At 39.7% G+C, this 13,168-nt stretch carries 8 protein-coding genes; 5 read left to right on the top strand and 3 right to left on the bottom strand.

The genetic code is table 11. The annotated features are described in order from the left end of the window. Positions 1–15 precede the first annotated feature (15 nt). Entirely contained in the window at positions 16–2,754 is a 2,739-nt protein-coding gene (gene acnA / locus HT99x_RS05675; protein ID WP_075066146.1) for an aconitate hydratase AcnA, read from the bottom strand. 194 nt (positions 2,755–2,948) lie between these two features. Between acnA and HT99x_RS05680 the strand changes: the two genes are divergently transcribed. The 3 genes from HT99x_RS05680 (at position 2,949) to HT99x_RS05690 (ending at position 7,154) form a co-directional block, all read left to right on the top strand. Beyond that, positions 2,949–3,401 (top strand): MarR family transcriptional regulator, encoded by a 453-nt coding sequence (locus HT99x_RS05680; RefSeq protein WP_075066147.1) that lies wholly within the window; start codon positions 2,949–2,951, stop codon positions 3,399–3,401. Positions 3,402–3,487: 86 nt separating this feature from the next. Then, a complete protein-coding gene (gene rpoS, locus HT99x_RS05685) occupies positions 3,488–4,474 on the top strand; it encodes an RNA polymerase sigma factor RpoS (protein ID WP_075066254.1) in 987 nt (328 codons plus the stop codon). A gap of 124 nt (positions 4,475–4,598) precedes the next feature. Then, the gene (locus HT99x_RS05690; protein WP_075066148.1) at positions 4,599–7,154 is read left to right on the top strand and encodes a YopJ family acetyltransferase; all 2,556 of its coding nucleotides are present in this window, start codon (positions 4,599–4,601) and stop codon (positions 7,152–7,154) included. A gap of 54 nt (positions 7,155–7,208) precedes the next feature. Here HT99x_RS05690 and HT99x_RS05695 read toward each other — a convergent pair whose 3' ends face one another. Next, entirely contained in the window at positions 7,209–9,278 is a 2,070-nt protein-coding gene (locus HT99x_RS05695; protein WP_075066149.1) for a YopJ family acetyltransferase, read from the bottom strand. Positions 9,279–9,593: 315 nt separating this feature from the next. On the opposite strand from HT99x_RS05695, the gene HT99x_RS05700 reads away from it, so the two are divergent. Then, the gene (locus HT99x_RS05700) at positions 9,594–9,842 is read left to right on the top strand and encodes a hypothetical protein (RefSeq protein WP_075066150.1); all 249 of its coding nucleotides are present in this window, start codon (positions 9,594–9,596) and stop codon (positions 9,840–9,842) included. Between the two features lie 3 nt (positions 9,843–9,845). Here HT99x_RS05700 and HT99x_RS05705 read toward each other — a convergent pair whose 3' ends face one another. Beyond that, on the bottom strand, positions 9,846–11,408 hold the full coding sequence (locus HT99x_RS05705) for a hypothetical protein (protein ID WP_075066151.1): 1,563 nt from the start codon (positions 11,406–11,408) through the stop codon (positions 9,846–9,848). Positions 11,409–11,575: 167 nt separating this feature from the next. On the opposite strand from HT99x_RS05705, the gene HT99x_RS05710 reads away from it, so the two are divergent. After that, on the top strand, positions 11,576–13,168 hold the full coding sequence (locus HT99x_RS05710; RefSeq protein ID WP_075066152.1) for a DUF6829 domain-containing protein: 1,593 nt from the start codon (positions 11,576–11,578) through the stop codon (positions 13,166–13,168).

Genomic DNA, 13,168 nt, shown 5'->3' on the forward strand with positions numbered 1-13,168 from the left:
AACTTCTGTCGCTCCTTAGCTGGTTTTCGCTAAATGTCTTAAAACATAATGCAAAATACCGCCATGTTGGTAATACTCTAATTCTTTAGGGGTATCGATACGCACTTTGGCGTTAAAGCGGCGTGTTTTGCCGCTAGTATCGGTTACCTCAATGGAAAGTGTGTCTTGTGGTTTTATGCCATCGAGAATAATAGAAAAAGCTTCTTGCCCCGTTAAACCAAGGCTTTGCGCATTTTCTGATTCCATAAATTGTAATGGCAAAACGCCCATTCCGATTAAATTGGAACGATGGATGCGTTCAAAACTTTCTGCAATCACGGCTTTGACGCCAAGTAACACCGTGCCTTTTGCGGCCCAATCGCGAGAAGAGCCGGTGCCATATTCTTTACCCGCTAAAATGATAAGTGGCACATTTTCGCTCTTATAACGCAAAGAAGCATCATAAATTGTCATGATTTCATTGCTAGGTTGATAAGCGGTCCAGCAACCTTCTTTGCCTTGTGCAAGCTGGTTTTTGAGGCGAATATTGGCAAAGGTACCTCGCATCATAACTTCATGATTACCGCGTCTTGAACCATAAGAATTGAAATCTTTGGGTTCAACCCCTTTGCTGATTAAATATTGCCCAGCAGGTGAGTTGGCATCAATTGATCCTGCAGGAGAGATATGATCGGTAGTGACAGAATCACCTACTTTCACTAAAACGCGTGCATCTTTGATATTTTGCAAAGTCCCCACGCTTAAGGTCATATCTTCAAAATAAGGGGGATTTTTGACATAAGTCGACTTATCGTCCCAAACAAATAATTCAGAATTGGGGGCTGGTAATTTTTGCCATTGCTCATCGCCTGTAAAGACATGCGCATAGCGCGAAGAAAACATTTCAGGACTGATGCAAGTATTCATCATTTCTTGAATTTCTTGTGGGCTTGGCCACAGATCTTTCATATAAACCGGTTGGCCTTTTTTATCTTTACCCAGGGGTTCATTGAACAAATCGATGTCCATAGTTCCTGCTAACGCATAAATAACGACCAAAGGAGGTGAAGCCAAGAAGGCATGTTGTACTTCAGGGTGAATGCGTCCTTCGAAGTTGCGGTTACCTGAAAGCACCGCCGCTACCGCCAATTTGTCTTGTTGAATGGCTTTGCTGACTTTTTCTGGTAACGGGCCTGAATTACCAATACAGGTTGTACAACCATAGCCGACTAAGTTAAATCCTAAGTCTTCAAGTGGCTTCATCAGATTGCAACGATTGAGATAATCGGTTACCACTTGAGAGCCAGGGGCTAAGCTGGTTTTCACCCAGGATTTGGTTTTTAAACCCCGATCATGCGCAGCTTTCGCAATTAAACCGGCAGCTATCATGACCGCAGGATTCGAGGTATTAGTACAACTGGTAATCGCCGCAATCACCACTGAACCATGATGAATTTTACCTTCATGTGATTCAGGTTGAGGAACTGGTGCTTCTTTAGCGGTAATATGGGCGCCTTCATTTAAACCGCGCTCAAGCGCTTGTTTAGCATGACCATTGCCATTTTTGGGGCCATCTTTTAATAAGCTCTCAAGAATGGTCTCATAGGTTTGTTTCGCTTGACGTAAAGCAATGCGATCTTGTGGACGTTTAGGGCCTGCAATACAAGGATCAACATCGTTTAAATCTAAGGTTAAGGTATCACTGTATTGTGCATGAGCTGAGCTAGGAGTATGGAATAAGCCTTGTGCTTTGGCATATTCTGCAATAAATTCCGCTTGTTTTTTATCGCGCCCCGTTAGCATTAAAAAGTTTAATGTTTCTTGATCGATAGGGAACATACCGCAAGTTGCACCATATTCGGGTGCCATGTTGGCGATGGTTGCTCTATCCGCCAAAGGAAGATGAGCTAAGCCTTCGCCATAAAATTCAACGAATTTACCCACCACCCCTTTTTGACGGAGCATTTGTGTGACAACGAGCACTAAATCGGTTGCCGTTGCGCCACCGGGTAATTTACCTTTCAGTTCAAAACCGACGACTTGTGGGATTAACATGGTGATAGGTTGACCCAACATGGCTGCTTCTGCCTCAATGCCGCCAACGCCCCAGCCGAGTACGCCCAAACCATTGATCATGGTGGTATGAGAATCGGTGCCAACGAGCGTATCTGGGAACGCTTGTAAGCGTCCTTGGCGTGTCTCACCAAAAACGACTCGAGCTAAATATTCTAAATTGACCTGATGCACAATACCGGTGCCAGGGGGGACCACTTTAAAGTTTTGAAAGGCTTGTTGGCCCCAACGCAAGAAACTATAACGCTCATGGTTGCGCTCAATTTCAATTTCAGTATTCAGATGAAAGGCATTGTTATTACCAAAATAATCAACCATCACGGAGTGATCGATAACTAATTCAACAGGGGATAAAGGATTGATTTTGGTCGCATTACCGCCCAGTTTTTTCATTGCTTCGCGCATTGCGGCTAAATCGACTACTGCGGGTACGCCCGTAAAGTCTTGTAAAATAACGCGGCTAGGCGTAAAGGCAATTTCGGTATTAGGCGTTGCTTTAGGATCCCATTTTAAAAGGGCTTCAATATCCTGCTTGCGCACGCTTATACCATCTTCGGTGCGTAATAAATTTTCTAAAAGGATTTTTAATGAGAAAGGCAGCCTATTCACATCAAAAGACTTGTCTAACTTATTAAGATTAAAAAATTCATAATCCTTACCGTGGACAGTTAATTGATCTGCGGTTTTAAAACTGTCTTTCATTCCAGCCTCCCAAATGCCTGATTATTCATCCAGAAATAGTGACTATTTCTGCCCTTATCGTGCAGTGAGTTTATTCTTTTTTGGGAAATATTGCGAGAAATAGCAATGGGTTAAAAAATATTTGTGAAAACTGACTAATATCTCTTGCAGGGAGGGTGAGCGGGGGTCTACACTTTTTGTAAGGAGGAAAACCAATGGAAGTCAGCGAACCTATAAATTATCGACAAATTAATGCCAGGTGCAGCTGTTTCAACTTGCGTAAGGCAACTCGGGCGGTCACGCAGTATTATGACCATTGCCTCGAGCCAGCTGGGATCCGTGCAACACAGTTTACGTTGCTCGTCTCAATGGCTTCCGTGTCTGCTCATACGCTTACTGAAATGGCAAGTACCTTGGTCATGGACAGAACAACCTTAACGCGTAATCTCAAACCGCTTGAAAAATTGGGTTTGATAGAAACCGTAGAGCCGCGTGACAAGCGATCTAAGGCTTATGCGCTAACGGATAAAGGACGTGAGACCTTGGCGAAAGGGATCCCGTTATGGAATAACGCGCAAACGAAGATTGTGGCTGGTTTAGGTCAAGAGAGATTTGAGCACTTACTCAAAGAACTGGATTTCCTAACGAAAGTCATTGCTGAAATGTAAGCGCTATAAGGGAACTCATCATGCTAAAGGATTGGCAAGCATCCGTTGTCAAGGATGACGACGAACAAGGAAGCGATTTTTTATCCATGGGTGTCGAAGATGAAACCGAGGATGAAGAATGTTTTGATGATGTGGAAATGCTTGCCGATGATGAGGATCCCTTAGAATTGCTAGCAGATGATCTGCTAGAAGATGATTTATCGTCCCAAAAATTAGCCGATGGACCCAATAAAAAGAGTGCATTTGATGCAACTCAAATGTATATGAATGAAATAGGGTACGTGAGTTTATTATCGGCAGAAGATGAAGTTCGTCTTGCGCGTCTTGCGCAAAGTGGTTGTATTTTATCCCGCAATCAAATGATAGAAAGCAATTTACGTTTAGTGGTTAAAATTGCTAGACGCTATCTCAATCGTGGCTTACCGCTGATTGATTTGATTGAAGAGGGTAATTTAGGCTTAATCCGCGCGGTAGAAAAATTTGATCCAGAAAAAGGATTTCGCTTTTCCACTTATGGCACGTGGTGGATTCGGCAAACCATAGAACGAGCGCTGATGAGTCAAACACGGACGATTCGTTTACCGATTCATGTTGTCAAAGAATTAAATGTTTACTTAAGAACCTCTCGTGAATTAGTTCATAAACTTGATCATGAACCTCGCCCTGATGAAATTGCAAAACAAGTAGGCAAAGACGTAGATACCGTAGAGAAAATTTTAGGGCTTAATGAAAAGGTTACCTCCTTAGATATGACAATTACGGGCGAAACGGAAAAATCGCTGGTAAGCAATATTGCCAATGATGATGAACTTGATCCCATTCAAATGATCGCCGAAAAAGATTTCAAATATGAAGTTGATCGCTGGTTGAACACGCTCAATGAAAAGCAACGCGCCGTGATTTCAAGACGTTTTGGTTTACGTGGCTTTGAAGCGTCGACTTTAGAAGAAGTTGGTGCAGAAATTGGCTTAACACGTGAACGAGTACGACAAATCCAAGTGGAAGCTTTAAATCATTTGAAAGAAATGCTCAAAACACGAGGCATTACGGCTGAAATTTTTTGCACATCCTAATCGATAGAGCAAAGTAACCACTCAATTACTTTGCTACTACACCCTTCGTTTTTCAGGAACTTAATGGCATTGTACCTACTCAAATTACTATAGGCATAAAAATGGAGGTATGGAGGTTAGGTCAATGAGCCACGAACTTGAGAGTACTGCCGCTTATGATGCGATACGTCAGCTAATAATCCAAAAGTTACCTGATCCTAAACAAACTGCAAGAAATAGATGGCTTGGCACTTTAAATGGCCTTCATGAATTACATAAAGATTACGACAGATTTGTAAAGTTAGGTAATTATAAATTGGAGGGAAAATTAGAAGGTATAACAGGAATGGGCGGTTTTAGGGCAGCTCTTGCAAAGGCTCAGAGTGAAGAACAAAAGAAAAAAGAATTAGCAGCAATGGTTATCACACTACAAGCTAGTGTAGGTACAGAAAGACTTGAACAGTTAAAAAAAGATTTTGATTTCTCGTCGTTAACAGAATTGGCGGCTTGGCTTGTAAAAGTTTATGACGCCAGCGCTGGAATTGCACCTTCTGGTAAAATGAAGGGTATATCTTCAACTGAGAAAGCAAAGAATATCGGGTTGAATATGGATATTCACGTAAGTAAAACGGGTAGTTGGCGAATTTTAACATGCGATGAAGCAAAGCAGCGAGATTCTTCTGGTACGAATTTGCAATTCAAAACATGGGAAGAAACAATACAGCAGATGACGGATGATTTTTTAATAACAGTGGCGGCTGTTGAGAAATACAACATGTGGGATGTTATTAAAGATGAAGCACTTGGCTGTGGTCAAGCAAGAATGGATGAATTTATAATTTTAAGAAAAAAAGTGGAAGAGACTCATTCTTTAGTAGCTTTTGACAATCTGAAAGAGGAACTTTTAACTGGGAGGATAGTTCCTGAATTACATGCAAGTAAAAAGGATACCACTGTAGTGACTAAACCGGAGCCTTTACAGGAGTACATGGATCCCACGAGAAAGCAAACAGGTCGTGTTCCCAATGCCAATGGTCTATGTTTAATTGCAGAGCATTTAAAAAACACACGTAATGAAGATATTTATATTGCAGAAAATTCAGAAGAGGTAAGTAACCTATTGCATATGATGTCTCAAAATGAGGTAAAACCAGGCGCAAAAATTGCGGTTCAAGGTCTTACCGGAGACCAAAGTTCACATTGGTATGCTTTAATGATTGAGAAAGAACGAGATGGCAAACTTAATCTTGTATTAATGGATTCTTTAGGAGATGGAACCGCATTGCGTGAATCTTCTGAACATGCAGCGATTGAGATATTCAAAGAATTCAAAGATAAACATCCTGAGTATCACGATTCTGAATTGTATCAAAACATCGAACTAGTCCAATTTGATTATGAAAATTGTGGTTCATTTTCAATGAAATTTTGTGAAAGGATGCTAAAGGAAAAAGATTTTGTCAAAAGGCTTAAGGAAGAAGGATATGTCATTGAAGATGCGAGTGCTAGAGTCGCTATGGGTAAAGGACGTCAAAAACTAGATGAGGTCCAAATTACAAAATTATACGAACAAAAAATAAAATCCTATGTTTTGCCACCGGAGTATTTTAGTTACAATCAACGAAAAAAATATGCACAATATTACGAACGCGGAGAAAATTTTCAAAGCAAAATAGAAGAACAGAAAAGGAAAATCTCAGAAAGAATGAACAAAGAATTCAAGTATGAGCTTAAAGAAACGGTTGATGGAGAATGTATCGTCACTGCCTTTCAAAAAAGTCCTGCAGGGAAAGGCGAAGGTGGAGGCTCATATGATGTCAATATGAGAATGGTGTATTTTCGCAATAAGTATTGGGAGAGAGCAATTCAAGCTACTCATGAGAATAAAAACTCTGCTGAAATTAGCAAAATAATTGAGAATCGAAAAGCGAAAAACATATCAATTGCAAAGATTAATTTAAGTGTCAATCAGTCTCCATCAACAACTCTCGTCAAAGAAGAAACTGCTACGTTAGAAAACAAGTATGCTATTTTTTCGCCGGTAGAAGCTGAATTTGAATTAAAACGCAGAAATGTGGGGAATATTCAAATCAAGGAAGCACAAAAGCTGCATGATGAACTGACAACCGCAGCCGAAGTGAAATCTACCCCTGTTAGGGCCCCAACGTCGAATGCCAGAGATTTTTGGAAACATCGAGAAAGCACTACCACGACTGCCTCTCTTTTACGTAAGCCTTTCCCTATATCAACAAGAAATAGTCAGCAACAAAAAGCGCATGTGCCAATTCAACAGCAGGTTGTCACTCCAACAGAGCACCTTAAATCTGCAGAAACGCAAATTTCATCGCAATCTAAACAAGCGGATGAGCCCCCGGTGAAGCGATTGGAAGAAAACCAAGGGCAATCACAATCATGGCAAGAAATGATAAAAGAAGTAACAGAGTTAAAGTTGGCAGGAAATGAAGGGTTTATTACCCAAGGTGTTTTAAGAAAAATGATGGAGTGCATAAGGCCAAGCACGGCTAAGCAACAATTACAGAGTGAACAGTATAAAAATTTACAACATTTAGTAAAAGATCTGCAGCAAAAAGGTAGCCTCAAAAATATCAAAAACGATAACCTTAATGAATTGATTGATAAAATTCTTAAAACACCATTGCCTCCTACCGAAGCGAATAAATCCTCTCCCAAACGGCATTAAAGGCCTCCCATTTAACAACGTAAATGGAAGGACGCAATTTGACTTTAATTTGTGTTACGATAATCTAAGCGTTGCTGCTTTAGTGCCAACATTCTCAATTCTTTGAAACAGAGAAATTACTTCTGCATCTTGGACACCGCGCTTGATTCTGTTTGTTAAAGATTGCAAGCTGTCTACATATATTTTCTGCTCATCTGCACCCGTGCCTATGGCATTTTTTTCCAAATAATTTCTTAATTGAGTGACAGCAAAATTGGCGGTGACATTTCTTCGTTTGCCTAATTTAACCATTTCGGCTTTAATATCGGCTATGTCTTCGATAAGCGATTTTTGGTCTGCTTGAGATCCTGGAAGAGTTGTTGGAGTGATACTCAGATTTTCCATCTTTTGAGTCACAACTTGTAATAATGGAAAGTCATACGTTTTTGCGGAACGCGGCGGTACCACAGGCTTTGGCTGAGTAGCTGAAATTAATTGAGGCAGTCCAACGTTCTCTAATTTTCTGCTAGCAAGCAGGGATGTCATTTGACTGCTAGGCATTTCACGCTGAAACTGAGCGATGACATTTTCCCAATATTTATCTCTGATTCGCTTAATTTCTTGGAAAATTTTATAATAAGGATTGTCAGATAGTCCGCCTAAATCGGGTGTCATATAAGCATCTTCTATCGTTCCATTAGCCTGCAGTGAGTGCTTATATTGCTTTAACATATTTTGTAAAACCAGCTCGCTTTCTCCGCCTAAATGGTTATATTGTTTAAAATAATAATCAGCAGGTAAAGAATAGAGTCTGGTAAAATCTGGTTTGTCACTCTCCTTTTCTTTCTCTTTTGCCTGTTCTGCGGCGTTGATTGTTCTGAGAAAATCAGATGTTAGCATTTTTTTGCAGAATTGGGCAGAATAAGTTCCGCAATTTTCCGGATCAAACTGCAATCTTTCCCTATTATGAAATAATACAGAATCGTTAAACTGTGTATTGCGACTAATAAACTGTTGTACTGCATAAGAAACTTCATCAAAAGCAGCGCTTCGAGCATGTTCACCATTACCAAGCGAATCCATCAATATGACACTCATTTGGTTGTGCTGGGTTTTTTCCACTTGCAAAGCATACCAGTGGCCGCTGGATGATAATCCTATGACACCTACTTTGGTACCACATGAAATTTGATCATTTGCCATTAAATTAAGAAGCGAAGTAACATCCTGATTATTTTCAGCGACAAAAATTTCAGTACCGAGCTTTTTGCTGAGATATTCTGCGATTAGAGAAAAGCCTTCTTTATTGGGTACTCGTCCTGTTTTTTGCATCGACAGATCTGAAAAATCTTCTAGCTGATACGCAACTTTTGCAGGTTCTTCTTTTGAGATGTTTGACGGTTGGATAACAGGTATTTGAATATGCGACAAATGCTTTGCTTGAAGTACTTGTAATGCGGCGTTATCGAGAGATTTTTCTTTTTTCATTTTGACGATGAAGTCTTCTAAGGGCCAGAATCTTCCTTGTCCGCAAGGCAATCCACCCAAGGCATAAGCAAATTCTTTCCACATGCCATATTCGCAAGCGATACTCACCGCATTCATGAAATCCTCAGACCAGTTTTGTATGCCTTGCGTCCAAGTAGGGAGTGGTTTGCCCGCGGTATTACCCATTTTGCCAATTCTAACAATGCCTTTTTCAGATTCAGTTTGAGTAATAAAATCTCCCGTGTGTACGTGGATATCAAATTTATCTCCAACTAATTCCCTTTTATCTTTTTGGCTAATGCCGCCTGGAATATGTCCACAAGGTGCAAGCCCACTGGGATTAGGCGTTACAAATTTTAACCATTGCAAGAATTCTGCTTCGTTGGCAAATTCAAGTTCTTTAGCATATTGAGTAATTTTGCGTTTATCTTCTAGTGTTAATTTTTCTGGGTATCGCCACATATTTCGCGAGATTTCATTTTCTAAGATCAAATCCCCAAGCTTTTCAAACTTTGTATTGGCATTGAGAGCATGTAATACATTTAACGTGCCAATAGCTCGATTGATCTTATCAAGATCCATTTTTTCTCTTTTTAAATTGTGAATAATCAATTCTCTGATGGCTTGATAAGTATGAAAATCTTTTAAATTTGGCATGAGAAACTCTCTTAGATACACAACTAGGTTAAATTAAGCTGCAGGGATTTTACTTTAATCTTAAAGAGAAAGAACTATAAAAATTCAAATAAATTATTAATGGTAAAGTTAAGCTGATAACAGTAATTTTGCGAAGAAAATGTTTGAACAAAAAATAAATGTTCTACATTAATCTGTTTACAATATGTTCGATTAAACACGGGGTCATTGTAAATTCATACAATATTTTCCTTATAGAAAGGGTGGATAATTTTGGAAATGAACTTTTTAGAATAAATTGCATCAAATACTATATTGATGTATTAGGAGTACTGTATGAAAGCATTTATTCTAGCGATATTAATGATCTTTTCAACAGCCGTGTTTGCAAAACCTTATCATTATGATGATGGTCATCATTATAAGCACCACCACCATCATCATCATAAAAGCGGCATTTATTTCTATGGCCCAGGGACTTACTATGGCAAAACACCCGGGTATCGATATTACCGCGATGGCACCGTAAAACGCTGCTGGCGCCATCATGGTCACAAACATTGCCGTTATTATCGCCGATATTAACAATTACCTTCTGCGTGGCACAGGGCGGGTTCTTGCGCAAACCTTGTTTTCGTTAGGAACATAGAGTGCTTTGGCAATTTGATGAACGCCCTCACGCAGCTGGTGTTCACATTTTAATTCCACGCGATTGATCTCATTGACCTTGTCATTTTTCATTAAAGTTTCGTGTAGTCCTGGATATTGATGATGAAAATCTAATAAATGTTCAGTATCCAGGCGATCCCATAATAGAGGATTTTGTTGAATCATGAGGAACATTTCCTGATTTTTACTGCCCATTTCCATGAGGTTATTGGCATTCAATTTAAGGTACAGTTCTGGCGTACTTAAAATCATTCTCATTGCAGGAAGAGAGTATTGAGAAAGGGCAACAAAATCACTGCCGGTTAGATCTTGGTTGATTGCGGGATCAGCAAGCTTATTACAAAGCATGGGACTCTGACATAACAGCATCAATTGTTGTAAAGCCGTTAATTTTTCATGAAGTTGAGGCGCTTTCTGTATTTCCTTGGCAACGCTAGGATAAGGCATCGCTAGATTGACGAGGGACTGAGCTGATAGCCTTTGCGAAAGTGTGGGGTGCGAAACAACAGATAATGCAAGGGGTTCAGAAAGTGAAGCCATGAAAACAACACAACCTTCAGATAATTTTTCTACTATCAAAGGATCATGAATGATTTCCGCAGCGATTAAAGGATTATGACTACAAAGTTCAATTAAATCGGGTTCTTGAAAACGCTCACCCTGTTCTTGCAATATCCGTTTGGCAACAGATAGATGTTTGCTACCTAAAATAGACAATTCAAAAATACCCATTCTGTCATTCAGTTCGGGGGTATTTAAGACATGAATGGCTAATCGTTCGTGTTGGCAAACTAAACAGGCAATATCATCATCCGCTAATTGATCAAATAGTGCTTGCGTATTTAACACAAGTTCTGCTGCAGTTTCATGGTAAAAAGCAATATTAACGATTTGATAAGCAAGAAAATTAAGATTGGGTAAATGAATAGTTAGCAACTTTAGCGCTATCTCTTCGTGCATTTGCGCAAGTATTTCAAATAATGTTAATTCATCAATCGTTTCAAAGCCATAATCTTCATAATGCAAAAGTATCATTTTTGCAACATCAAGATTTAAACCCACAATTGAAAAATAGGTGCTTCGCATAAAAGGTGCTTGAGACAATAATACCAAGATTTTAGTGGCTAACGTGAGGTTACAACTTACTAATTCCAATAATTGGGTCGTGGTAAAATGCGCAAGACAAGTCGGATGTGATAAAAGATAAGGCACACCCTCGGGGTCTTTTAAGCAAGATTGATAAAGCTCTGCAAACGATATTTGAGAAGGCATACTTTGAAATTGTCTGCTTATTAATGATACACGTCTTAAACCAAAACGTTGATAGGCAGGAAGATAATTGACAATATGGAGAAGTCGTTCGATAGGGATATTGTTGAATTGTGTTAAAGGGGAGGGATCAAGGTTCTCTTCGGGTTCTTCATGAAATTTAGCACGTTTATTGGGAGGCGGTTGATCGTAACGATTGGGGCCGTTTTGCATGGGTTGACTCCTTTATTGAGCCTTGCATAGTGAAAAAAGTAGTATCTTAATTCAGGAAAAAAATGCAATAAAAATCGTTTTTTCTATTCGAACATTGCGAAATGAATTATTATCTGTAAGAATGTTTCCCAATTCTTATGTATTGTATAACTAACTAGGTGGTTAAGATGGCTTTAGATGGTATTCGTCAATACTCTGCAGCAGATTTCCCTTCAGTAGAGCTAACACAAACGCAAATTGAGCAGTTATCTTGGAGTATTCGGGGGATCGTATCGCCAGAAAAGGCTTTTGAATCCGATCCTGCTCATATGGAAGTGAAACGCTGTTTAGCCAGATTATTTTGCGAGCAGCAATTACACTCATTGGAAGGATATCCTGCTTTTACCAATAATCAGCCTACAACCGATGAATATAGTCCTGCGTTGACACAGGAACAATATCAAAAACTCAGTGAGCGTTTTCAAGCCCTTGATGATATCGCAAGAAGTGTGTTGCGAGTTTCCACCATGGTTAGCTCGGTTCCTTTGTCACCTAAAGCCCGAGAAAGAGCCGATGCGGTTTTAGGTAAGGATAATTATACGCTGGATAGCGTAGAATTTTTGGCAGACACCTTTAGAAATATTCAACATGCACGGGCGATTTATCCTGTCGTCGAAGAGCTCTTCCAAGCGCATCCTGAGCATGAGCATGCACGTATCACCAAGTTATTACAAGCTGCTTTTCCCAGCCGTCAGCATTATCGACATATGATGTATACCGAAGGCAATCAAACCATGTTTGATGCGCTTCGAGAGAGGGTGCAAAATGGCAGCATTGATAAAGAAAGTTTTGATTTTTGGCGTTGCCACTGGACCATTAATATCACGGGCTTTAGAGGACATGTTGATCCCCATGGTTCATTATATTTAACCAGCAATGTATTTGAAGCGATGATGGCGCTAGAAACGACCTTAGAGCGCTTGTTTACTGAAGAAAATGTGACCTCGCAAGTGTTGCTGAATGACTATCTTGATAAACGTTGGCAAGATTTTCTTAAAATGGGTGATCTGCCCGATCGCGAAATAACTATTTCAGAAAAACGATTATTAGCGCATATTGGTGCGATGATGCGACTTTATCATCCCGATGAAGGACAAGCCTTGCTTGAAGGTTATCGCTTTATTCCTAAAACGCTCATGAAAGAATTGAGTCAAGCTTATTTTAATATTCCTGCGAATAATGAACCAACACCTACTTTCGCTCCTGCATTATATGAAAATGGTATCGATTTTCGTAAAAAAATGTTAAAGAAAGAAGATGGCATATTGCGACAAGTTGAAGAACGCTTCTTTGGCAACAACTTAAAAAAGAAAGCAGATTCCTTGGTGCGTTTGGTTGCTATTGCAGATGTGGTGGTTGGCGTGTTGCCGCTGAATTTGGCAGCGTTAAAAGAATATCGAAATCTGCGTAACCAAGATAAAATCGCAGCTACTCAACCATTAAGTTTTATGGCACTTGCTAATAAAAATGAAGTGATGGAGATTTTAGGTGAATCGCCTATTTTTAAGCGATTTAATATTTTAACCCACACCCATATCAGCATTGACGAAAAAGGATCGGTTGCTTTAGCACCAAAGTTAAAAGCGAAAGATCGTTTTAAGGCACCAAAACCGATTATACATCGCTATCAGCTACGCTCTAATACGATGATCGAACAAGAGGTTGAGCCAGAAGTAGAACCTCAACAACGAATGCCTTTGCGTCGTGGTATTAAAGTATAA

The sequence above is a fragment of the Candidatus Berkiella aquae genome (genome assembly GCF_001431295.2).
Lineage (GTDB): Bacteria > Pseudomonadota > Gammaproteobacteria > Berkiellales > Berkiellaceae > Berkiella > Berkiella aquae.